Annotated in this window: 22 protein-coding genes; 8 read left to right on the top strand and 14 right to left on the bottom strand. The window is 43.2% G+C overall.

The window, feature by feature from the left end:
- The first annotated feature begins 23 nt into the window (after window positions 1-23).
- Window positions 24-761 carry a hypothetical protein gene (locus tag A5870_RS17575; protein ID WP_231472426.1) on the top strand — a complete coding sequence of 246 codons (738 nt, stop codon included), beginning with the start codon at window positions 24-26 and terminating at the stop codon, window positions 759-761.
- Between the two features lie 223 nt (window positions 762-984).
- Here the strand turns inward: A5870_RS17575 and A5870_RS05700 are convergent, their stop codons facing one another.
- From A5870_RS05700 to A5870_RS05690, 3 genes are all read right to left on the bottom strand, one after another.
- On the bottom strand, window positions 985-2,184 hold the full coding sequence (locus A5870_RS05700) for a 3D domain-containing protein (protein ID WP_086292087.1): 1,200 nt from the start codon (window positions 2,182-2,184) through the stop codon (window positions 985-987).
- A gap of 205 nt (window positions 2,185-2,389) precedes the next feature.
- Complete coding sequence (locus A5870_RS05695; protein ID WP_016608128.1) at window positions 2,390-3,157, bottom strand: putative ABC transporter permease; 768 nt, start codon at window positions 3,155-3,157, stop codon at window positions 2,390-2,392.
- Between the two features lie 137 nt (window positions 3,158-3,294).
- Window positions 3,295-3,672 (bottom strand): DUF7006 family protein, encoded by a 378-nt coding sequence (locus A5870_RS05690; RefSeq protein ID WP_086292086.1) that lies wholly within the window; start codon window positions 3,670-3,672, stop codon window positions 3,295-3,297.
- Window positions 3,673-4,161: 489 nt separating this feature from the next.
- Between A5870_RS05690 and A5870_RS05680 the strand changes: the two genes are divergently transcribed.
- Window positions 4,162-4,785, top strand: a complete 624-nt coding sequence (locus A5870_RS05680) for a hypothetical protein (protein WP_060793034.1) — start codon at window positions 4,162-4,164, stop codon at window positions 4,783-4,785.
- A gap of 62 nt (window positions 4,786-4,847) precedes the next feature.
- Here A5870_RS05680 and A5870_RS05675 read toward each other — a convergent pair whose 3' ends face one another.
- From A5870_RS05675 to A5870_RS05665, 3 genes are all read right to left on the bottom strand, one after another.
- Window positions 4,848-6,743, bottom strand: coding sequence for a glucosaminidase domain-containing protein (locus tag A5870_RS05675; protein WP_086292085.1), 1,896 nt, complete (start codon window positions 6,741-6,743; stop codon window positions 4,848-4,850).
- A 33-nt stretch (window positions 6,744-6,776) separates the two neighbouring features.
- Window positions 6,777-8,255 carry a C40 family peptidase gene (locus A5870_RS05670; RefSeq protein WP_086292084.1) on the bottom strand — a complete coding sequence of 493 codons (1,479 nt, stop codon included), beginning with the start codon at window positions 8,253-8,255 and terminating at the stop codon, window positions 6,777-6,779.
- Window positions 8,256-8,619: 364 nt separating this feature from the next.
- On the bottom strand, window positions 8,620-9,240 hold the full coding sequence (locus A5870_RS05665) for a TetR/AcrR family transcriptional regulator (RefSeq protein WP_015509375.1): 621 nt from the start codon (window positions 9,238-9,240) through the stop codon (window positions 8,620-8,622).
- Between the two features lie 109 nt (window positions 9,241-9,349).
- Here A5870_RS05665 and A5870_RS05660 point away from each other — a divergent pair, with 109 nt between their 5' ends.
- Window positions 9,350-9,952 carry an ECF transporter S component gene (locus A5870_RS05660; protein ID WP_005225613.1) on the top strand — a complete coding sequence of 201 codons (603 nt, stop codon included), beginning with the start codon at window positions 9,350-9,352 and terminating at the stop codon, window positions 9,950-9,952.
- Between the two features lie 132 nt (window positions 9,953-10,084).
- On the opposite strand, the gene A5870_RS05655 is transcribed toward A5870_RS05660, so the two are convergent.
- The 8 genes from A5870_RS05655 to A5870_RS05615 all read right to left on the bottom strand — a co-directional run bounded on the left by A5870_RS05655 (window position 10,085) and on the right by A5870_RS05615 (window position 18,340).
- Window positions 10,085-10,444 (bottom strand): DUF1304 domain-containing protein, encoded by a 360-nt coding sequence (locus tag A5870_RS05655; protein WP_015509373.1) that lies wholly within the window; start codon window positions 10,442-10,444, stop codon window positions 10,085-10,087.
- Window positions 10,445-10,446: 2 nt separating this feature from the next.
- The gene (locus A5870_RS05650) at window positions 10,447-10,734 is read right to left on the bottom strand and encodes a putative quinol monooxygenase (protein ID WP_086292083.1); all 288 of its coding nucleotides are present in this window, start codon (window positions 10,732-10,734) and stop codon (window positions 10,447-10,449) included.
- 14 nt (window positions 10,735-10,748) lie between these two features.
- Window positions 10,749-11,384: a nitroreductase family protein gene (locus tag A5870_RS05645; protein WP_008378805.1), complete on the bottom strand. Its 636-nt coding sequence runs from the start codon at window positions 11,382-11,384 to the stop codon at window positions 10,749-10,751.
- A 14-nt stretch (window positions 11,385-11,398) separates the two neighbouring features.
- Window positions 11,399-11,806: a MarR family winged helix-turn-helix transcriptional regulator gene (locus A5870_RS05640; protein ID WP_034857624.1), complete on the bottom strand. Its 408-nt coding sequence runs from the start codon at window positions 11,804-11,806 to the stop codon at window positions 11,399-11,401.
- 209 nt (window positions 11,807-12,015) lie between these two features.
- Entirely contained in the window at window positions 12,016-14,682 is a 2,667-nt protein-coding gene (locus A5870_RS05635; protein ID WP_086292082.1) for a cation-translocating P-type ATPase, read from the bottom strand.
- 767 nt (window positions 14,683-15,449) lie between these two features.
- Window positions 15,450-16,364, bottom strand: coding sequence for a cation diffusion facilitator family transporter (locus A5870_RS05625; RefSeq protein WP_086292081.1), 915 nt, complete (start codon window positions 16,362-16,364; stop codon window positions 15,450-15,452).
- Window positions 16,365-16,542: 178 nt separating this feature from the next.
- Window positions 16,543-17,682 carry an LCP family protein gene (locus tag A5870_RS05620; RefSeq protein WP_086292080.1) on the bottom strand — a complete coding sequence of 380 codons (1,140 nt, stop codon included), beginning with the start codon at window positions 17,680-17,682 and terminating at the stop codon, window positions 16,543-16,545.
- 193 nt (window positions 17,683-17,875) lie between these two features.
- Complete coding sequence (locus A5870_RS05615) at window positions 17,876-18,340, bottom strand: VOC family protein (RefSeq protein ID WP_074535065.1); 465 nt, start codon at window positions 18,338-18,340, stop codon at window positions 17,876-17,878.
- 77 nt (window positions 18,341-18,417) lie between these two features.
- On the opposite strand from A5870_RS05615, the gene A5870_RS05610 reads away from it, so the two are divergent.
- From A5870_RS05610 to A5870_RS05590, 5 genes are all read left to right on the top strand, one after another.
- Complete coding sequence (locus tag A5870_RS05610; protein ID WP_086292079.1) at window positions 18,418-19,350, top strand: helix-turn-helix transcriptional regulator; 933 nt, start codon at window positions 18,418-18,420, stop codon at window positions 19,348-19,350.
- A gap of 74 nt (window positions 19,351-19,424) precedes the next feature.
- Window positions 19,425-19,784, top strand: coding sequence for a hypothetical protein (locus tag A5870_RS05605; RefSeq protein WP_010747849.1), 360 nt, complete (start codon window positions 19,425-19,427; stop codon window positions 19,782-19,784).
- Between the two features lie 149 nt (window positions 19,785-19,933).
- Complete coding sequence (locus A5870_RS05600) at window positions 19,934-20,473, top strand: GNAT family N-acetyltransferase (RefSeq protein ID WP_080646972.1); 540 nt, start codon at window positions 19,934-19,936, stop codon at window positions 20,471-20,473.
- A 15-nt stretch (window positions 20,474-20,488) separates the two neighbouring features.
- Complete coding sequence (locus A5870_RS05595) at window positions 20,489-22,219, top strand: ABC transporter ATP-binding protein (RefSeq protein ID WP_010747847.1); 1,731 nt, start codon at window positions 20,489-20,491, stop codon at window positions 22,217-22,219.
- Window positions 22,216-23,970 (top strand): ABC transporter ATP-binding protein, encoded by a 1,755-nt coding sequence (locus tag A5870_RS05590; protein WP_010747846.1) that lies wholly within the window; start codon window positions 22,216-22,218, stop codon window positions 23,968-23,970. The genes A5870_RS05595 and A5870_RS05590 overlap by 4 nt, the downstream gene beginning before the upstream one ends.
- Window positions 23,971-24,030: the final 60 nt, after the last annotated feature.

Here is a 24,030-nt window from a genome sequence, read left to right as displayed (position 1 = left end):
TATTTTCTGAAATCAATGAGGCTATGAGTGAACAATACCAAAAAGAACTTCCGTATGAGGAAGTCCTTTATTTGTTCTTATTGGTAAAAACTCGCCGCTCGATCAGTAATTTAGCGATCGAGCAAACCTTTTGTAGAGAGTATAATCATTGGCCTGAAATCAAGCAGCTTGCGGCAGCCTTTGTCAAGGATTGCTTGCCAGGTACACAAGATAGCGCTCGCGACCGACTCTTAGTAGAGTCCTTTTTTACGGTAGCAAAAATCAAGCAATTATTATCCCCTTTATTAAACCATATGATTTCTGATACCGTTCAATTTGTCGAAGAAGCATATACGGACGATTACCATCTATTTAAAAACTATCTGTTGACGCAACCATTAGCTAGAGAAATTTGGGACAGTAACACACTGGAGCACTTAGGAACGAGCCTTACGATGTATGTTACTTCTATTAAATCTTTGTACTGGCAAGCGAAGAAGAATATCGCTTTTTTGTTCGAAGGCCCCTTTTATTTATGCCAATTATTAAAATGCAAATCTGTTCGTTATTTGCGCAGCTCTCGGACCTTTTATTTCCCGGACTCCAATGAATTGTCCGCAGGCTATTTGGAAAAAAATCAAATTGATTTGATCGTTACCAACTATACGGAATACATTACCGAATATGCCCAAGACATTGATTATTTACTATTCAAAACCTTTCCCGATGAGCACGACTGGGAAGCTTTAGAGGAAAAACTGAACGCCAATTTCAATCCTTGATAAACGAACACCGTATGTTTGACTCCATCTGACCAAGCTATTCAAAAAATGCTCCTGAGAACGAGCGCAAGAGATTGTGATCAGTTTAACAATACATCCAGAGTATATCGTCTATGTCGTCACTGACGCAGCGATACGCTCTTTTCTTATGCCTTCCTACATTAAAAGCAAAAAAAAGAAGCAGCCACTTCATTCAGTGAGCTGCTTCTTGCTAGTTGATTGATTAATCGAGGATCGTTACTTTTACTTGACGACGTCCCCATTGGATACATTGTGCGACGTTATCAAAGTGAACATCAATGATGTTTCCTTTGATCGCGCCACCCGTATCAAGCGCTAGTGCTACGCCATAGCCTTCAACATTGACTAAGGTGCCTAACGGAATCACGCTTGGATCAACGGCAACTGCCATTGGATTTTTACGTAAGTCTGTGCCACTTGCTGTAAAGAAACTAGAACCAGCTTCTTTATACGAGTAAGCAGTTGATTCCATCATCAATGTCCGACCGCTACTTGTATTGCTGTTGTTGCTATTGTTATTACTGTTGTTACTTGTATTGCTTGAGCTGTTAGTTGAGCTATTGTTACTGCTTGAAGAGCTGCTCGATGATGAGCTGCTGCTTTCAGTCGTATTGCTGTTCGATGAAGCAGACGCTTGGGATTCAGAAGCGCTTGAACGTTCCGCAGCTTGGGCTGCTTCTTTTTCAGCTTTTTCTTTCGCTGCTTGTTCCGCCGCTTCTTTGGCTGCTCGTTCTTCTGCTGCTTTTTCAGCAGCTAAGCGAGCTGTTTCAGCTTCTTTGCTGGAAGCGATTTGTGCCAAGGTTGCTTCGTTTTCTTTCAATTGGGCTTGTAGATTCGCAATTTTTGAATCCAGTGTTTTGGCTTCTGATTCTAATGCGGTTTGATTTTCTTTCAATGATTGCTGTGTTGACTGTGCTTTTTCTTCTAAAGCTTCCAGCTTTTCTTTTTCTGCTGTCAATGAATCGATCTTTTCTTTTTCCAAGTTTTGTAACATCGTCATCGCATAGGCACGATTGATAAAATCTTGGATGTTGGATGATTCTAATAGTACCGTCCAGTCTCTGGTAGCCCCGCCATTGACTTGGATGTCTTTCATACGTTCCGCAACGACAGCTTCACGCTTTTCAATTGTTTCTTGTGCAGTTTTGATTTCTGCTTTGGTTGTTGCTAATGATTCTTCATTTTCAGCGATTTGAGCTTTTAGCTCTTCTACCTCACTGTATTTCGCATTCACATCAGTCAATGCAATCTGCACTTCCGTACTGATTTCCTGACTTTGCTGCATGACGGCACTTTCTTGCTCTTGCAATGATTCAAGTGACTCAGCCTGCGCAAAGATTGGAGAAACGATTCCTGCCGCAAAGACAGCGACAACGATTGTTCGTAGTTTCTTTGCCTTCAAAAAATTCCCTCACTTCTCACTATGGTTTCCAACATATCCTATTATACAAATTCTTAAGAAGAATTTTATTGCAGGACCTTTACAATTTGTTACAAATTATCGTAACAGTGGGTGTTTTCATCGTCTTTTCCGACTGAATTTAGTCAGAAGTGGGAAGAATCAGCATTGATAAGGGTTTATTTTTTGTAATCTAACCGTAACAAACCTATTTTTTCTTACGAATGGCTTCAATAAATCGAGACAATTCCTGACTGCTTTTTATCTGATTGATTTCTAACTTTTGAAAGTTTTTTAAGAGTCTTCTTTGATGAAAATTCAATCTCGGTAGATTTTGTTTTAAAACGCGCCATTCTTCTGGAAACGCTGCGAAGCGCCCTTGCCAATCGTTTTTATATTGCTCAATATTTTCAGCCAATTCTTTTTTGTGCTGTTCGAAGGCTTGATTGACTTGTTGCACCGCTTTCTGAAAGGCAACCAAGTTAGCAAGGGTATAGCCCATATCAAAAGAAAGAACCATTAATAAGAAAACGGGCAATAAGAATCCGACCCGAGCACTCAATGTTTGCACGATCTCCAGCATTTGCGGATGAACAAATCGAACAATGAGCACACAACACACGCCCCAAAAAAGAGAAATCGGCAATGCCACCCGTCCATTGATATTCAGTGGTACTTCTTTGTAATCCCACCATGAGGCATGAAAAAACCGCTCAAGTAAATAGCTTGTCACATATTCAAGCACGGTGACCAACAACGCTGCCGCAAAGAACAGTGGAATCACTTGCTCATGCAATGGCCGTAACAAATAGACAACGCCAAGAATTCCAAAGCCGTAGATGGGTGTGATTGGACCAATAAGGAACCCCCGATACACAAAGTGCTTGGCTTTTAGTGAGCAATAAATGGTTTCCCAAAGCCATCCGATAAATGAGTACAAGAAAAACAATAAAATGATCCGTTCAAATTGAACCATACTTCTCCGCTCCTTTTCAAACTGTTGCAATGATCTGTGCAATCGTACTTGTCATCACAATCATACCACAAATCAATCGGTCTTATTTTGAATCAGTGCAGTAGCTTATTCCTCGTTTGAACGGTCTTTTTTGTTGCTTATTGATCACCAAAAATAATTGATGGGTGCACTTGTTCTTTCAAACTATAGCCACACAGTTCTTTGTTAAAGGTAAAATGATCTTGTTCCACATTGGCAATGATCTCATCTTCGGAAAATCCGTGAAAATCGTAGTCATTGATGTAACTGCGAAGTAATACTAATTTTGCATCGATCAAGAGAACTCGTTGGATGTCCATCCAAAAAGCCATGTCTTTGTTTTTCAATATTTTTTTCAATTCTGCTTCCTGTGCTAACCAGTACGCATAGACTGATGGCATTTCACCTTTAATGGTTTCAGCAGATAATCCTTCTCTCATTTTTACTAGATACTCATTCACTGATTGATAAAACAATTTCTTTCCCCCTAGTTCCATTATTTTTAAACGTAGATCCTATGTTCCTTCTATTTCCTCGCCGCTTTGAGCTATCTTCCTCTATCCGACTGTCGCTGATGTCGCCTACTTTTTGTATCGAAAGAAGCCATAGTATTTCGCAACAAAATTCTGACAATTATTCAAAACAAATAGATAAATAAAAAGCACACTATTATTTTATAGATATAACCGACACAATTTTTAACTTCACTATTCTTTTAATGCTTCCTTTCTTTTCTAAAGCATAGCAAAAGTCGCCCCGTATTTATAATCAACTTTTGCATCAATCTAAGAAAAAAGTGAAAATAAGCGGTAACAGTCAGTTATTTCCGCTTCACTTTTTTAAATTTACTATTTAACAATCCTTTATTTTTTTCGATTCATGCAATAACTGAGAATATTTTATTGCGTTATTTCCTTTCCTATTATACGATTAACTAAATAATGTTGGTTATTTGAAAATAAAAAACAAAGGGGAACGTGAGAATAATGAGAAAAAGTGTTGTTTTTAGTTTATTGGGGTTCACACTTCTTTTTGCTGGCTGCACGCCAAAAGAGGAGAAACCAGCTTCAGAAAGTACGGAAAATGCAAGCGCTACAAGCTTATCTATGACATCATCAACCGAAGTCGCCCAAGAATCGACGGTCTCTTCCAGTGAAACGGCTTTACCTAGTTCAGAACAAACCATCACAGGCGTTAGCGGAACAAACTATACCATCGATTTACCTAGCAATTGGCAAGAGGTACCTGATTTCACTTCATTGAATCCTGACAATGATTTTATGTTGTCCGATGCGTTAGAAACGAAATATTTAGCTGCAGTCGTTGAATCGAAACAGGATTTTGCCGATTTAGAAACTTATCTTGGATTGGTTCAAGAAAATTTGGCAACGAGCTTCGATACGACTGCCACCTTTTTACCAATTCCTGACACAAAGGCCTATTTCGTGGATTTTCCTGCGACAGTTGAAGGGCTAAATATCCACTATATTTATTATGTACTTGAAACCGAAAATAATTACGTTCAGTTGTATGGCTGGACGTTAGAAAGCTTATACGACTCTTCAAAAGAGGAACTAACAGCAATCATGAACAGCTTCAAAGAAGAATAAACAAAATATCTGTACCCATTTTGGCAAATAGCCAGAAAAATGGGTACAGATATTTTTTCTTTTTATCTACGGACTACAAGACGTTGCCCTACAAGAATCAATGAGCCAGAAAGGTTATTCCATTGCATCAACTGATTCACAGTCACACCGTAGCGTCGCGAAATCCCCCATAGAGTGTCTCCCGAACGTACAGTATAGGTGGTGCTGTTTGATGAGGAAGCGTTCGTTTCTTGAACGTACGCTGCACTTACCCAGCCACGCCCTTCAATTCGATACCAGACATTGTTGCCATTGACACTGGTTCCGGTCTTTTGCGCAACTGCACGAAAAGAGGAGTTGTTTAACAAAGAACCAACAATTCTGGCACTGGTAGACGCATCAGAGCGAATATTCAATGTTGCGGTAGTGCGAAACTCTTTGTTGATGCTTTGTTCAAAGCTATTACTTCCAGCGGTCACTTCTGTCACGTACGCAGCACTCACCCAGCCGCGTCCTTGGATTCGATACCACACATTGTTGCCGTTGACACTCGTTCCCGTCTTTTGAGCGACTGCTCGAAATGTTGCATTGCTTGCCAAGGAGCCGACAACAGAAGCGCTAGTCGATGCGTCTGAACGGATATTCAAGGCAGCGGTGGTGCGAAACTCTTTGTTGATGCTTTGTTCGGCATTGTTGTTGCCGTTGCTGTTATCATTGTTATTATCGTTGTTATCATTATTATTGTTGTTATCATTCCCACCCGTATTCGATGAGATCTCCGTCACATGAGCGGCACTTACCCAGCCACGTCCTTGAATTCGGTACCACGTCGTATTGCCGTTCACACTGGTGCCGCTTTTTTGCGCTACTGCTTCAAATGTTGCATTGGCAGCCAATGAACCCACGATCGAGGCGCTGGTGGAAGCATCCGAACGGATATTGAGTGCTGCATTTGTTCTGAATTGTTTATTGATCGCCTGTTCAGAATTGTTATTGTTGTTATTGTTGTTATTGTTGTTATCGTTTGAACCGCCACCACTTGATGTATCGTACTGGGTCAAATTGTACGTTTCAATCAAGTTGTTTAGCTTACTTGCATAAGCCGTGTCGGTGGCATAGCGTCCTTGCAGCCATTGTGTCACGTCACGATAAGAATTCGTATTAGACTTCCATGCCCCATGGTAGAAGAAAACACCCGGCGAAAATGAGGTGGTTCTCAAAACGTGCGCATTGTCTTGAAAAGATTCTTTTAATGAAGGGTATTTACGAAACTTCGCAATAATCGGATAGAGATTGCCATTCCCGTCATCTTCCAAGGTTTGCATCTCTACAAATTGTCCATTGTAAGATCCCTTGATACCAAACATATTATTGGCAAGAGTAGTCAGCGTGGATTGCCCCCAACCTGATTCTAAGATCGCTTGTGCAATCATAACTGAAGCGTAGAGGTCATTTGCCCCCGCCACTTCTTGTGCCATTGGTCCTACTTGCTGAATAAATGCTTGCTGATTATTAGAACGTGCCATTGGATTGTTGTAGTTGGGCATGACCTTCGTTTCAATGGCGATCCGCTCTTCTTCTGACAGAACAGGAATGTCACGATCGATTTCTGCTTCATTCTGTTCAGAAGCATCATCTGCTAGTTCATTTTCGGGTACGTCTTGAATTTCTACTACATCCGAACTTTCAGCTTCTGATAGTTCGGTACTATCTTGCGTTGCTGGTGATCCCTCGTTGACTTCTTGATCTTCTACAATGCTCACAGAATCTTGCGTCGATGTGTCTTGGGTTGACTCTGCTGTTTCAACTACTTGAACACCATTTTGGGTTTCTGCTGACTCAAGTGTATCTGCTAAGACATTCATCGGCAAAATATTCACCGTACTAACAAGTGCAGCGGTTGCCGCCGCACTTTTACGGTAAAGAAGCCCTCTTTTTTGTTTCTTCGCACGATAACGAAGCTGTTTTCTTTCTTCCATTTGTCTCTCCTTAAAACTACAGCTAGCTACTTCTTACATTCTTACTGCAAAACTAGGTGTAAAATGAGCGGTACTGCCAACAGAAACATTTTGTCCTGGGCGTGGTGCATGAATGTATTGTCCGCCACCTAAAGCAATGGCTACATGATAGGTGCTGCCTGATGAACCCCAGAATAATAGATCTCCTGGTTGTGCTTGGCTAACGGAAATCACTGTACCCGCTGTTTCTTGTGGTACCGTCCATCCACCAATATCTCTCCCTGTTACTTGTAAAAAGACATAGCGAGTAAACCCAGAACAGTCAAAGCTGTCCGGTCCTTTGGCACCCCAAACATAGGTTTTTCCGATATGCTTATACGCTTCTGCCACGATTGCAGCCCCATTTGTTGATGCTGGTGCAGAAGGTGCTGGCGGCGTCACGATCGGTGCTGGTGACGGAGCAGGCGTTGGCGCCGGTGTTGGTGTAACGGGCGTTGGTGCAGGAACTGCAGGTGCACTGTCCGCTGGCGTCTCTGGTGCTGCAGGTGTCACTGGTGTGCCTGGCTCTTGAATTTCTGGTGTATCTACTGGTGCTTCTTCTGGAGCCTCTGGTGTTTCAACTGGTTCAGATTCTTGCGTTTCCTCTGGCTGCGTTTCTGCTGGTGCTGCTGGCTCTTCCACTGGCGCTTGGCTCTCTGCTTCTGCGTCAGATTCGGTGCTCTCTGCTTGAACAGCCGCTTCATTCAAGGCTGCTTCTTCTGCTGCAGCTTGCTCTGCCTGCTGTTGCGCCGCTTGTTCCGCTTGGGCTTGTAAAGCAGCAACGCGGGCAGCTTCTTCACGAATTCTTGCTTGCTCCGCTTCATAGGCTTCTTTTTCCGCACGCAGCTGTTCTTTTTCTTCTTCTTTCGTTGCTTCTTCGTAGGCTAACTGACTAACCAAGACATTTAATTCTGCTTGGCTTGCTTCCAAGACACCTTTTTGTGCTTCCAGATGGCTCTGTGCTGCTTGCAATTCTGCCACTTTTTCTTGTGATTCCGCACGCTTTTGTTCAACTGCTTGTTGGTCGGCTTTTTGCTGTTCGATCACTTCATTATTCGCTCGAATGATCGTCGTCATGGCATGGACCCGACCCACTAGATCACTGACAGAATCAGCTTCTAGTACGGCTGTTAGAAAATTGTCGCCTTTTCCATTGACTTGTGTTTCTCTGGCTTGCTTTTCGATGTTTTCTGAGCGTTTGGCAATCCGCTCTTCTAACTGACTGATTTCCTGATCCAATCCTTCGATCGCTTGCAACAAATCACTTTGCTGCGCTAAAATGATTGCTGCTTCTTGATTTAATGAATCAATTTCTGCAGACAATCCATCAATTTCCCCTTGTACGCTTTGACGTTGCTGTCTCAACTGATCAATCTCGTTATTTTTTTGTTCGATCAATTGATCGTGATTCGTAGCAAAAACGGTCACAGGTCCGCCGAATGATGACAATACAATGCCACACATACACACAGTTGCAAAGATTTTCTTCTTCATCTGATCCTCCAAATTCAATTTTAAAACTTTTTTTTCATTTATTTGACCATTTTCATTTTACCATAGTTCAGCAACAAACCCAATCCGTAAGCGATTTACATTTTAGTTACACAAATAAACTCTGTTTTTTTATTGCATGTTCCCCACTCCTATGCGATCGACACGCCACGTGAATGCCTATATATCACCTATTCAAGAAAACTTCATAGAAAAAGTCCTTTTTCTTAAGAAAAAATAAATAATGTTGTAGATTTCACTTTGATTACATTAATTTTCTGCAAAATATGCTTGATTCACAAAAATTTTACAGACGAAAAAAGCTCCTTCCTAGAGTTTTCTAGAAAAGAGCGAGTTTTTGTCTGGGTTATTCGCGATAAGGGAGTAGTTGTCTCATTACGGCGATTTGGTCATCTATGGTCTGTTCTGTGATGTGACCGGTCAGGGCCAAAATCCCCAATCCTTCAATCACGAACATATAGTTTTCTGCAATCACTGCCAAGTTTTCATCTTTTAACACACCTTGCTGAACGCCGACTTGAAAGATCTCATGGATCGTCCGTTTCGTCTCAGAAAGTTGTGCTTGCTGCAGGGAACTGGAGGCTTCGGTTTTATGCGTATAGTAATACTCGTAGACGGCTCGCAGCATACCGTCAGAAATGCTGTGGAGTAGACGCTTGCGATGGTCGGAAAAATATTTGTTTAAAATCGTTTCAAAGGGCACTTGCTCCATGATCATCTCTCGTACATCATCAAATTTTCGTTTGGAGCGCTGCTCTAACACTGCCAAAAAAATCTCATCCACCGAACGAAAATATAAATAAATGCCACCACGACTAATGCCGCACTCTTCGATAATGTCCTTCATTGTCGCATCGATCAAGCCTTTCTTACTAAAGACGACTTTGGCACTTTCAAGAATCAAATCACGCTTTTGTTGTTTTTTCTTTTCCGCTGTAGTCAATTCGCTCTGTTGCTTCTTTGCCATTTTTTTGGCCCCTTTCATCACATTATTAATGACACTCGTGTCATTTTGTTGTATAATCAACCTAACTTAAAAATGACACGAGTGTCATTATAAAAAAGGAGTTTTTACAATGAATACAAAAAGCAAAACCTATCGCCTTGTCATTCGTGCCATTTTGACTGCTATTATTATTTTACAGACGATGGTGCCTTTCCTTGGATTTATTCCGATCGGTATCACTAGTTTAACGATCATCCATATCACGGTGATCGTCGCTGCCATCGTTTTAGGGACAAAAGACGGGATGTTCATCGGCTTAGTCTGGGGGATTTTCACCATGATCCGTGCGTTTACCTCTCCGACAACGCCCTTAGACATTGCTGTTTTCACCAACCCAATCATCTCGGTGGTTCCCCGTGTATTGGTTGGCTTAGTGGCTGGTCTCTTGTTTACGATCATTTACAAAAAGACCAAAAAAGTCGTCGCTGCTTCGATTGTTGCCGCAATCTTTGGGACCATCACCAATACAGTTTTGGTCTTAACGTTAATGGGAACCTTGTATACTGGCTTAGTTGCCACTACCTATGGTGTCGATGCTTCGGCTTTATTCGTGACCCTCGGTGGAATTGCTGTAACGAATGGAATCTCTGAGGTGATCACAGCTGCGATCTTAACACCCATTCTAGTAAAAGCCTTATTTGCAGCAACCAGCTTACGTCCAGAAAATCGTTAGTCCCTTCTCTTATCCTATCATTTTTTTCACGTTCTGAGTACTCTTTGCCCAAACATTAAAAGCCCCCGATCGAAGAAAGCTTCTATTGTATAGAAAAGCTTTCTTCGATCGGGGGACTTCTTCTTTTATTGGTTAAAAAAAGGTGGACAGCAAGGCAAGGATCGCTAGACCGCCTTGGGTCAAAATAATTTTCTTGTCGCTAGTTACACTGCCATATGCAGCTACTAAGATAATGTAGATCAACAGCAAGCGACTGATTTCCAATGGCGCTGAAGCAAAGGTAATACTATACAGTAGCCCCAAACCGATCAGCCCATTGTAAACCCCTTGGTTTTTGAACAAGGTCACGACGATCGGTCGTTCAAGCTCTGTTTTCGTCACGTTGAAGACCCGCGCTGTTGCTTTGGACGTAGTGGCAAATGTTTCTAAATAGAGAATATAGAAAAACTCTAAGGCAACCAGTACAATCAAAATCGTCGATAAAATCGTCATCTTTATTCTCCTTGCTGAGCGACAACGATCTCGCTCGGTTTGGCTGTAAAGTCAGGCATTTGTTGGAATAATTGTTGCAGCAGCGGGTTTTGATTGTGGGCGGTGATCGCTTCTTGATTCGCCCATTTTTCGACCATGACAAACCGATTGTTCTCTTCCAATGATTCATAGAGATGATAGCCGTGGCAGCCTTCCTCAGCTCTCGCCGATGCTAATAATGGCGTAACAGCGGCTAAAAAATCTGCCCGCTTTTCTTCTTTGATGTAAAACGTTGCATTGATGATTTCCATCGTTTTCCCTCCTCTTATAGAAATGTCGTAATTTGTTCTGCGTCTAACCGAACGGATTCATAGCCTAATTCTTTGGCTTTTCCGACTGAAAGGATCATGACAGGAACATAACGTTCTTTGTCTAAGCCAAAAGCTTCGGCTAATTGATCTGCTTCAAAGCCGCCGATTGGGTTGGTTTCATAGCCATGCGCCCGCGCAACTAACATAAATTGCATCGCTGCTAAACTAGCGTCGATCTTCACCACATCATTCATTTGTTCTTTTGTAAGATTTTCGTAATGCGGAATGATCGCTGCTAATTGTTGGTCACGTACTTCCGCTGGCATTTTGCCTTCTGCTACTGCTTTGTTATAAATTTCTTCCCCAAGTTCATGACAAAGCATATCGCCAAAAATCAAGACCATTGCAGAAGAGGTATCATTTTGACGGACGTTGAAACGAATTAATGGTTTCAATTTTGCTTTTTGCTCGTCGCTTTCCACAACGACAAAGCGCCAAGGCTGCATATTGACTGAGGAAGGTGCTGTCGTTGACTCTTGGATCATGGTCAACATTTCTTCATGGGGGATTTTGTATGTTTCATCATAGACACGAACCGATTTTCGGCCAAAGGTGATCTCTGAAAAATTGTTATTGCTATATTCTGTCATGGGTTTGCCTTCTTTCATGGAACTAATTTCATAAGTAATGTTAGAAGCTGTGCTTCTTCTTTTTCGGTCAAATTGATGCCTAACGACTCCTCAGAGCTGGCATGCTTTGAAGCACAACTAGCCAAATCGGCTTGTGCTTTCGGTGTCAAAGAAACAAAAATCTCGCGGTTATTGTCTTTGTTTCGTTCCCGTGTCACAAATTGTTTTTCTTCGAGAATCTTCAAATGCCGCGTGACCGCTGCACTATCGATCTTCAATTCATTCTGTACTTGATTTTGGGTACAGCGTCCTTGCTCATTCAAAAACTGCAGCAACTGATAACGGGTCAGACTAAAGCCAGTCTCTTTTTCAAAGATCGCCGTTAATTCTTGATTCACGATTTTCATCCGATACAGCAATCCGCTTAGCTCACGTAAATTCATTGCATAAACCGCTCCTTTCATCATTGACTTGTCAACTGTTGACTAGTCAAGTATAAATCATTTTCTTTTGCTTGTAAAGAGTAAGCAAAAAAGACCCGCAGCTAGGCGAACCTCATCAAGAATCGAATCAGAAATTCTTTGATGAAGGTACACCAGCAGGCTGCGGATCTTCGTTACTCCAGTATTGAGAAAATACGGTAGAATTTATTTTATTTTAATTGGAAGAGTTTCTTCAAGCCCATCACGATCAGTGTAGAGATCGCTGCTGCTGCGAAGATAATGCCCCACGTGCCAGCTTGAATCGGCATCGTATCCAATAGCTCATTCATAAACGGTACATAGACCGCTGAAAGCTGTAAGCCGACGGAAAGGAGCAATGCCCCCATCAATGGTTTGTTTTTCAAGAGGGTTTTGTCTAAACCAAAGCCGCTGCTTTTACGAACGTTGAAAATATGCATCAATTGCGCCACTGCCATAAAGGTAAAGGTTGCTGTTTGTGCATAAAGCAACTCGTGATCCGTCAGCATCAGGAAGTTGAAGAAGCCAAACGCCACCAAACCAATCACGACCCCACTTAAAATAATGCGTCCTAAGAAACGCTTGTTAACGAGGCCATCCGCTTTTGTGCGGGGCTGGCGCTTCATAATGTCGTCTTCAGCTGGTTCAAAGGCTAATGCCATGGCTGGAGCAATATCGATGACTAGATTCAAGAAAAGGATATGCAGCGGTTGGATCGGCATGGGCATCAAGAAAATGACACTTAGAAAGATCGTCACGATCTCAACCATATTACAAGAGAACAGGAAGGAAACATATTTTTTGATGTTGTCAAAAATGATGCGTCCTTCTTTGATAGCATCGACGATCGTTCCAAAACGGTCATCCGTCAAAATCATATCGGAAGATTCTTTGGCTACTTCTGTCCCCCGAATCCCCATGGCGATCCCGATATCGGCGCCGTTGAGTGCTGGTGCATCGTTGACCCCATCGCCAGTCATTGAAACGATATCGCCTTCTTCACGCAACGCTTCCACAAGCTGTAATTTATTTTTTGGTGAAACTCGAGCAAAGACAGCGACTTCTTCGATTTTTTCGTTAAAGCCTTCTTGCCCTGCCAATTCATCGATCTCACGACCCGTCATGGTTTTTTCATGGTCTTTTAAGCCAATTTCTTTGGCGATCATGGATGCCGTCTTCGGATGGTCCCCCGTGATCATTTTCACTCGGATCCCCGCTTCTTGTGCGACCTTCACTGCTTCTTTGACATCTGTTCGCGGCGGGTCGACGATGCCCGCAAAGCCTTGGATCTTGATTTCCTGTAGTGCTGCTTTCAGCTCTGCTTCGTCCGTTCCACCTTGATAATCCTTGATGCAACCGACAGCGATCACCCGCTGCCCATGACTGGCTAACGTGTCATTGTATTCATGAAGCTGTTCTTTTTCTTTGGCATCAGCATCGGCTAAATCAATCAAGACATCTGGTGCCCCTTTGATGATCAATGTCCTGTGCTTTCCTTCATACACGGTCACCATGTATTTGTTGTCGGAATCAAAGGGCATTTCTGCGATTTTCTTCAGCCCGCTGTCCTGCTCTTTTTGGCGATCAATGCCGATTTTTTGACCTAAAACGACGAACGCCCCATCTGTTGGATCACCGAGGATCTCGTATTGCCCTTCGTTTTCACGTAAAGTAGCGGTGGTACATAAAGCACCGTTTTCGATCATCCCTTGCAGCGCATCATGATTGGCTGCATCGATCTCGGTTTCATCCTCCGAGTCTGCCTTGTAAAATTTTCCGTTGGGTTCATATCCATTTCCTGTTACTTTGAACATTTCTCCTGAACCTAAAATGATCTCAGCAACCGTCATTTGGTTTTCTGTCAGCGTCCCCGTTTTGTCACTGGCAATGATACTGGTGGCGCCCAGGGTCTCAACAGCTGATAACGATTTGACCAGTGCTTTATGCTCGGCCATCGTCCGCATGCCTCGGGACAATGTGATCGTCGAAACAGCTGGCATTGCCTCAGGTATCGCTGCGACCGCCAAAATAATCGAGATATGGATCATTTCGACAAATGGTTGATTCGTCAAGACCCCAGCGATCAAAACTGCCACCGCAGCAAAAAGCGCGGCAATAATGATTGCTTTTCCTAGCTTGTCCAATTCGATATCTAACGGCGTTTGACGCTTTTTGTCACCCGTCAGCATGTCACTGATTTTTCCGACCTCGGTCTTCATACCGGTTTCTGTCACTACAGCATAGGCATTTCCCCGAGTTGCCGCAGTTCCTGCGAAAACGACATTGCGGCGATCGCCTAGTGGAACATCTTCTTCATAGGTTTCTCGTGCATCTTTTTCAACAGCTTCTGACTCACCGGTCAGCGCTGATTCGATGCAGGCAAAGTTGCTCGTTTCAAGTAAGCGGGCATCTGCCGCAATGGCATCCCCTTCTTCCAGAACGAGAATATCGCCTGGAACGATTTTTGCCGACTCGATCTCCATTACTTCTCCATCACGAATCACTTTTGCGGTAGTGTAAATCATGCTTTGAAGAGAATCAATTGATTTTTGTGCTCGTAATTCTGTGATAAAACCTGTCATTACAGCAATCACCACGGCAATCAATACTGCAATTCCTTCAATCGTTTCCCCCATCGCAAAAGAGAGTAACGCAGCTGCTAGCAATAAATAAACAATCAAGTTGTTCAAGTTATGCCACAGCAATTCCCATACAGAAAGGGATTCTTGTTGCTGGATCGTGTTTTCTCCGTATTTTTCTAAGCGTTTGTCGGCTTCTTTCCCGCTTAGGCCTTGCTTGCGGTCACTTTCAAAATGTTTCAAGGTCTCTTCAGTCTTTTGCTGGTAAAATTTTTCCATCAAATTCCTCCTTTAAATTGTAAACTTCTTGCCGAGGGTTTCCACGTTTCTGAAGGGATAAATCGGTACAGATACCTTGCACAGTCATTTTTTGATTTGAATCGGTTCAGGCGATCGCTGAATGAAGGGAATATAACCAATAAGAAAAGCAAGCGCAGGTTGACTGGCTGAGGGAAAAGGTATGTGTGTTGAGCATCGATCATTTTGCGAGCAATGAAGTCGCTTCTTTTAATCGTCGCAAGTGATCTTTCTATGTACGTACTTTGTGAAAAAACCATTCGGCCTACTTCTAACCTATCATGGATGAAGATGTTCGCAAAGGATTTTGCTTCACAAGTGGTGTAAAAAAAACAGTCGTAACAAAATTAGCACCACCGCTTTTGGTGACGATTGGGCAGCATGTCAGTAATGCCAAACAGGTACTCGTTTCGGTGTTTTCTTAATAATCTAAGCTTTTGCTATGTTGTGATTTACAATGTTACAACTCTAGCAAAAAAATAACTTTAAAAAGAGAACGCTTGCTGTCCTTACTTTATTTTAACAAAAAACAACAAACTTTTGAACAAAAAAAGTGTTTATTGCTAAAAAAACAATTGAATTACGACCTCTCGCTGACATTCTCCTTCCTGATCGCCAGAAAAGGTTGAAGCAAAACAAGCCATTGATCCATTGTGTTCATATAAAACAAGCACGCCAATACCCCAAAAAAGCATTCCTCGTTTGAATGATAAATCACCAACCGAGGAATACTTCGTATCTATTCTAATTTAAGAGGGAACTTCCTCACTCTCGATGTAGCAATAGACTCGCAGATCAGGCAAAGCCTGTTTGATCCGCTGTTCGATGGTATCGATAAATACGCTTGGTTCTTCGGGTCCTAGCTTCAAGGCAAGGTCGGCGACGATCAAAAGTTCTTCTGGACTTAGATGGAGGGTTCGCAAATCTTTGATTTGGATGATGGCAGGGTCGGCTAAAATTCGTTTGATCGCCATTAAATCAGAAGCAGAAGCGCCTTCTCCAATCAAGAGGCTATAAAATTCTTTGGCTAAAAAGACAGCAGCAGCAATCAGCAACAATCCACCTAAAATGCCGCCGAGGGAATCAAATATCGGATTATCCGTCAATGCGGTCAATAAGATTCCTGCGATGGCGATCGTCACACTACCTAAAGCAAACAAATTTTCCGTGAAGCCTAAAAGCAGATCGGAATCGCGGCTTTCTTTTAAGAAACGGATGAGGGGCTGGTTTTGCTTGTTTTGTTCTTTGACTTCTTGCCATCCCTCTTGAACAGCTGTCACTTCAATGAACAAACTGACAAATAAGATCGCTGCCACCAGCTGGAGCTGTTCCACTTCATGGGTTGGGTCTAGTAGATCACGGCTGGCTTCAACAACCGCTAAAATCCCACCACCTAAAAAAACTGTCATGGCAACTACAGTACTAAAAAAATAGGTTGCTCGTCCTTCACCAAATTGATGCAGTTCACTACGCCCTCGCTGTGCTCGGTTTTCACCGATGGCTAGAAGTCCTTGATTGATGCAATCGATCAGACTATGGATACTTTCGTTCATCAAGACAGCACTGCCGCTAAAGAAGTAGCCGATGGCTTTCATGATCAACCCTAAGACATGGGTCAGCAAAACGATTCTACGGGCTTTTTGTCCTTGCTGTTTTTCCATCATGGTTCCTCCTTCGGTGTCGAACTCGCTGTAACAAGCTGTCTCTTTTCTTAAGCATAGCACTGCACTTCCTAGATGAAAACGAAAGTGGCTTGCGGGTCTGACCTTGTGTTCACTCAGGGTTAAAAAGGACTGCGGGCACAAAAAAAAGTCAGGATCGCTCCTGACTTTTTTCTCTTGATTAATAGCCGGTTCCGTCATCAACGACTTCCGAGCCGTATCCGTCGCCAGTTCCTGCACCTGTTTCGGTTCCTGTATCGGTACCTACGCCGGTTTGGGCTTCTGTATTCGCATCTGCTTGTGTATCTGCTGGCGCTTGACCTAATGCTTTCAACATATCGTTACGAATTTCATTGTAAGAATAATCTTGAATATATACGATCGATTGTCCATCATAAGATTCCCCATCGTACCATTCAAAGGTATGTTTTTGAATATCGAATCCAGACAACATATTGCCTGCTAAAGATACTAAGTCTTCAAACTTAAAGTTTGTATTCACGTCTTCGCTGACTGAGTCTAAGATTTCTTGGTACTTGGTGACATTGTTGATTTTCAAAGCTTGGTGGATCGCTGCTTCAATAACTTCTTGCTGACGATTTCCTCGATCCACATCGGTATCCATTTTACGGATGCGGGCAAAGATCAAGGCTTGTTCACCGTTCAACAATTGACGACCTTCTGGAATCAATGTTTCTCCCGTGTTGTCTGAAGTATATTTCTTGTTGATGTCGTAAGGCACATCAACAGTGATCCCTCCGATGGCATCGATGATTTTCTCAAAACTGGTAAAATTGATGTTTACGTAATAGTCAATTGGCAATTGCAGGTAGTTTTGGACTGTTTCAATCGTTGCGTCTTCCTCACCAATCGTGAATGCACTATTGATCTTGGCGGTAGCAGCAATCGTCCCGGTTCCTGTTCCATCATAAATGTTGGTCCAAATGTCTCGAGGGAGACTGACCATATCGATTTTCTTGTTTTCGCCATCGTACACCATGTAAATCAAACTGTCGGTACGGGCACTGTCCAAATGTTCTGTCTTTTCACGTTCCGCATCATTATCAACACCCATTAACAAGATCCCAAACTTTGAATTCACGTCAGAAGCTTTTAATGAGTTGTCCTGTTTACTTTTATTAGAGCTGATCACAGCGGATTCTTTAAACATTTTATCCACTGAATTTTTTGCTGCATAATACGTATAGCCGGCAAATAAAACGATGCCTGCAATGGCGAAAAGAAAGATTCCTCCAATAATCACGCGTTTGTTGCGCGCTTTGTGGGCTCTTTGCTGTTTATATCTCGTCTTTCTATCCATAGTGCCTCCTTCATTTCTCCTGAATTGCTCTCCCCGATTGTACCAGAATTTTTACGATCCGCCTATTTTTTTAAGAAGTTTTATTCTTTTTCTGTGAAGTCCTTTAAACATTCCTTAAAAATAATTCTGGGATTGAAAGAAACTTAGATAAATAGTCAACTTCTATGGATATTTTATTAAAAAACGAGTTTTTTCATTCCCCCTTTTTGGATGGATCAACTTCTTTTTCGACAGTCAGCTGAATAATTACACCAAATGGATCGCGAACACTTGCATAAAAAAACGCAAAAGCATTCTCACTTGGTGCTTGGATCGTCTGACTGCCTTTTTGCATCAATCGTTGATAAAGCTTCTGAGCTATTTGGCTCTCCGCTAGCGTCAAACTCAGTGACAAGTGATTGCCTCGCTGAATCGTCTCTCCTTCAACTAGTGGATTGTCTGCCAGCTGCAACTGGAAATCTCCGATCTGTAGGATGGAGTGAGAAAGATACTGTTCTTGTCCCGCAAGAATCTCCAGCGTTGGATCAAGTCTCTCACGATACTCCTGGTTGGTGATGGCAAATAAGAGGGTTGCGTCTAGTGTTTCTTGATAAAATTGAATGGCTTCTTGGGCTTTGCCGTCTAAGGTTAAAAACAAAGCGATTTTTGGTTCGATCATTTGTTGGTTCCTCCTTTTCTTGTTACCATAAGTGTAACTGTGAATATTGCCAAAACTTGGCACCATTGGAGAAAGAAATGAAAAAATCAGAACGCTTAACACAGGAACTATTGTATTTACAAGGAAAAACCACTTTTCATCTAGCCGATTTGATGGAAACCTTCGCAATTTCCAAACGTACAGCCGTCCGTGATGTCCAATCATTGGAAGAGCTGGGCTTGCCTCTCGTAGTAGAAACCGGTCGTTATGGCGGCTATCAGATTTTGAAAAATCAACTGACTCCGTTGTACTTTGATAAAAATGAACGGTATACCCTTTTCTTTGCTTTGCAGCTCTTACAAAAATTAACCGATTCTCCTTTTGATCGGAGCTATCAAGGGTTACGGCGAAAATTGTTGCAGTCTTTTTATCAAGGAGACACCGAGTGGTTAGAAAAAATGGAGACGGTGGTTTCGTTTCAAGGGGTGCCTCAATTGACGAGTGCGCCGATCCTCTCAGCGCTTTTTTCAGCGATCGTACAAGAACAGGTCATCCAATTTAGCTATCAGCGTTATCAAAAAACGAGCAAAATCGTTCAGCCCTATCAGCTGAATTTTCGTGCTGGCTACTGGTACTGTTTGGCCTATGACTGTCAAAAGCAGGCTTTTCGCCGCTATCGCTGTGATGCAATGCAGGGACTTGCTCCGACTGAAAAAACAGGCTATACCTTGCAGCAGTTAGCTGAAAAACAGCTGCAGCAACAAGTGTTGACACAAACACTGGGCTATCACATCCGCTTTGATCTATCGGCAAAGGAACGCTTGTGGCAAGAAAAATATCCTGACATGGCAGTGGTGGAACGTTCAAGCGAGCTTTGCTTAGAGGGACACATTGCCGACAATGAGCTGGGTTTTCTGGCTGATTTTCTCTTGCAATTTGGTCCAACCATCAAAGAAATCCACCCGTTAGTCCTCAAACAAGCGTATACTGAAAACGTTCGGCGGATGCTGCAGCCATTTGCAACGGACTGACCGCTTTCCTGCATTGATTATTGATTGCTTGCTTGCACCGAAACTGATTCTAATTGATAAGGAGTTTTCTACCTATGTTTCTTTTAAATAAAAAAACCTTCCAAGCATTGGCTGCCCCCTATAGGACAGAAGGGGCTGCCATCGGCTATGCAAAATGGCAGTCCTTCAACGCCATCACCAGCCGTAGCCTGCTCGTCTTGGATGATCAGCATTTGACGATTTTGGCGTTGAATCTTTTCTCGACAAAAGTCGTGCAGCACAAAAGCATACCGCTTGCTGAGCTGAAAAAACAGCACAAAGATCCTATTGTAGGAATGCTCGTCCCGATTCGCTTTACTTATAAAGGGGAAACCTACCGTTTTCAAATGCAGCGAGTGATCTTGCCCTTGGGAGATTGGCAAAAAACCTTTCTTGCCCGCTGGCAGTCGTGGTAAATGAGCAGCAACTGGCAAGGTTCGTTTCCTAGAAAAATACTTTTCAAGTGATTTACATTTTTTTTGCAAGAAAATGAATAGATTTTTCAAGGGATGTTTTCGGCTATTTCGTTCTATGGTAAGATGTCCCTAAAGAAATGGAGGCTGTTATAGGTTTTATTGCAAGTGAACGTTTACTGCTTCGTCCGTTTCAAGAAAGTGATTTTGCCGATACCTTTGCTATTTATCGGCAAGCGGAAGTCTGCCGATTCTTACTTCATGAGCCTTGGCAGACAGAAACGGCAGCTGCGGCTTTTTCCAAAAAATGCCAACAGCACACCTTGGCGGACCAAACAGGTCTTTCTTTGGCAGTACTACACGATCAAACGGTCATCGGCGATTTGTCGGTGTGGTCTACTGGTCAGCCGTCTTCCGTTGAAATCGGCTATGCCTTCCATCCGTCATTTGGCGGACAAGGGTTTGCTCAAGAAGCATTGAAAGAATTGTTGGGCTGGTTGTTTGCCAGTCAGAAGATCCATCGGGTCCAAGCGACGCTAGACGCCCGCAATCAGGCCTCAGCTAAGCTTTGCCAACGCATTGGATTACGCCAAGAAGCACATTTTATCCAAGACTGGTGGAACAAGGGGGAATGGACCGATAGTTTGGTTTTTGCCTGTTTGGCCAGTGAACATCCTGCTCATCCGAAATAATTTAGGAGGTTTTTTATGATTAGCTTGTTACGCTATGCCAAGGATTATCGCAAACAGATTATTCTTGGTCCGTTTTTCAAATTTTTAGAAGCGGTGTTTGAATTGGTCCTGCCTTTGCAGATGGCCGCTTTAGTCGATGAGGGGTTACGGCAAAACAATTGGTCGAAGGTCGTTGAAATGACGATCTGGATGATCGTGATGTCCGTGGTAGGCATGATCTGTGCCGTCATCTGTCAATATTATGCTTCCGTCGCTTCTCAAGGCTTCGGGACGGAACTACGCAATCGCTTGATGAAAAAAATCAACACCCTTTCCCATAGCGAACTAAACTTATTCGGGACGGATACCTTGATCACCCGAATGACCAACGACATCAACCAGATGCAGATTGCTTTGGCAATGCTGATTCGGCTAGTGGTCCGTGCGCCCTTCTTAAGTATCGGTTCCGTGATTATGGCCTTTGTCATTGATTGGCAAGCTGGCTTGATTTTCCTACTCGTCTTACCGCTCTTTTGTATCGTCTTATTCTGGATCATCGCCAAAACCGTGCCATTATATAAGAAAGTTCAAATTCATCTCGACGAATTGAACGAACTAGTGAGTCAAAATTTAAGCGGGATTCGGGTGATTCGTGCTTTTGCCCGCACAAAAACGGAAACGAAACGCTTTGATAAAGCAACTGATGATTTAAGTGATGTCTATTTACGGGTCACAAATCTCTCTGCTTTATTGACGCCTGCCACCACCTTGATCATGAATGTCGGCATTATCGCGTTGTTTTATATCGGTGGATTCAAGGTCAATATTGGCAATTTGCAGCAAGGACAAGTATTGGCACTGGTCAATTACATGAATCAAATGCTCTTAGCGTTGATCGTGGTTTCCAACTTAGTGATCATCTTTACCCGTGCCGCAGCATCTGGTTCACGGATCAATGAAGTGTTAGCCACTGAGCCGTCGATCGGCGATGAGCTTTCAGAAGTCTTTATGGATCAGCCGAAAAACAACGTCGGAGCGATTCGCTTTGAGCACGTTGATTTCCGCTTTTCAAAAGAATACGGATTAGCCTTGAAAAACATTGATTTCCAAGTCGCGCCGGGGTCTATTTTAGGTATCACTGGACCAACCGGGAGTGGGAAATCTGCCTTGACCCAATTGATCCCCCGCTTCTACGATGTGGCTGATGGCAAAGTGATCGTTGACGGGCACGATGTGCGGAAATGGCCTTTACAGCAATTACGCCAAAAAATCGCCATGGTGCCTCAAACCGCCGTGCTGTTTACGGGAACGATTCGAGAAAACTTGCAATGGGGCAAAAAAGATGCCACCGATGAAGAGTGCTGGCGAGCACTAGAAATCGCTCAAAGCCGCGACTTCGTTGAAGCCTTGCCGCAGCAACTGGATACCCCGATTTTTGAAGGCGGCAAGAACTTTTCTGGGGGACAAAAACAACGGTTAACGATTGCCAGAGCATTGATCGCTAAACCAGATATCTTGATTTTGGATGATTCTCTAAGCGCCCTTGACTATCAAACCGATCTTGATTTGCGGATGGCTTTAAAAGAAAGCATTCGTGGTACGGTCATCATCATCTCCCAACGGGTACGCTCCATCCAAGATGCGCAGCAGATCTTGGTCTTAGACCAAGGGAATTTGGTAGGCAAAGGGACCCATGAAGAGCTACTGGCAACGTCAAAAGAATACCAAGAAATCGTGGCATCACAGGCAGAGGAGGAAGAAGCATGAAAAAGAAATCATTCGATTGGTCGGCCTTTCGTCGCTACCTCCCTTATTTGACTGCCTACGCGAAGGAAACTTGGGCAGCAGTTGTCCTCGGGATCGCTGCTGGTGTTTCCTCGGTTTATATGACGTATCAGATCGGTCAAGCCGTCGATCAGCTGATAGGTGCCGATCAAGTGCAGTTCAGCGCCCTCTATCGTATTTTGCTTTTGTTTGCCGGAGTGGTTTTAGTGACTGTGGTCAGTCAATGGTTAATCCAGCGACTAGGCAACCGCGTGGCGTATTTATCCGTCGCCGATTTGCGTAAAAAAGGCTTTGCCCATCTCAATACATTGCCGTTGCGCTATTATGACCAAAACTCCCACGGCAACATCGTCAGTCGCTTTACCAACGACATGGACAATATTTCCATTGCCGTCGCTGCAGTCTTTAACCAGTTGTTCTCTGGTATTTCGGTCGTCTTGATCGCCTTAGTCGTCATGCTGCAAATGAGTGTGCCCTTAACGTTGGTCGTATTGGTTTCGACCCCGATCATCTTTTTGGTCAACTGGATCGTGGCACGAACGTCTCAATCGCATTTTGCTCGCCAACAAGAAATCGTCGGCGAAATTTCTGGCTTTGTTACGGAAATGATCGGCAATCAAAAAATCGTCAAAGCCTTTGATCGAGAAACCATCAACCAAAACCGTTTTGAAACGATCAACCAAGAATTGAATGTCCGGGGGCAAAAAGCACAGTTTTCTTCTTCTTTGACCAATCCCCTTTCACGATTCGTCGATCACTTGGCGTATCTGTCAGTCGGCTTTGTCGGCGGTCTGCTTTACTTTTCTGGTTCAGGTGCTGTCACGGTTGGGGTGATCTCCAGCTTTACGATCTACTCCAGTCAGTTTTCGAAACCATTCATTGAATTGTCGGGAATTACCACCCAGATCCAAACGGCATTAGCTGGACTTTCAAGAACCTTTGAGCTATTGGATCAAGAGCCAGAAACAGCCGATGACCAAGAATCTCAATCACTGGGTGAGATCAAAGGCGAGATTGCCTTTGAGGAGGTTTCTTTTGCTTATGATCCTGGTCAAAAATTGATTGAAGATTTCACTTTTACCGCAAAACCTGGAGAAACCGTCGCGATCGTCGGAAAAACTGGTGCTGGTAAATCGACGTTGGTCAATTTATTGATGCGTTTCTATGATGTCGATAAAGGGGCAATCAAGATCGATGGCACCGATATTCGTCAGTTGAAACGAGAAGAATTACGGCAAAGCTTCGGAATGGTCTTGCAGGATACGTGGCTCTTTGATGCCTCTTTACGAGAAAACCTGCAATACGGCAATGACACTGCCACAGATGAAGAAATCTATGATGCCTTAAAGCATGCCTATATGTATGAGTATGTGATGCGCTTACCAGAAACACTAGATACACCGATCGGTCATCAAGGGATCAAGATCTCTGACGGGCAACGGCAGCTCTTGACGATCGCCCGCACGATGATCAGCAACCCACCAATGCTAATTTTGGATGAAGCAACCAGTTCGGTTGATACTCTGACTGAGAAAAAAATCCAAGATGCTTTCTTGAAAATGATGGAAGGCAAAACCAGCTTTGTGATCGCCCATCGATTATCAACGATTCGAGCAGCAGACAAGATCCTTGTAATGGATGCCGGTCAAATCGTGGAGCAAGGAACCCATGAAGAATTACTGGCAGAACAAGGCTATTACTATCGCCTGTACCATGCTCAATTCCAACATTGATCATCCATACAACAACCCCCACCAGCTCAAAGAAAGACTCTTGAGTTGGCGGGGGTTGTT

Origin of the sequence: Enterococcus sp. 2G9_DIV0600, from assembly GCF_002140615.1 — a bacterium.
Classification (GTDB): Bacteria; Bacillota; Bacilli; order Lactobacillales; family Enterococcaceae; genus Enterococcus_D; species Enterococcus_D innesii.
Note: the sequence above shows the minus strand (reverse complement) of the source record. Positions and strands in the feature narration are given on the sequence as shown.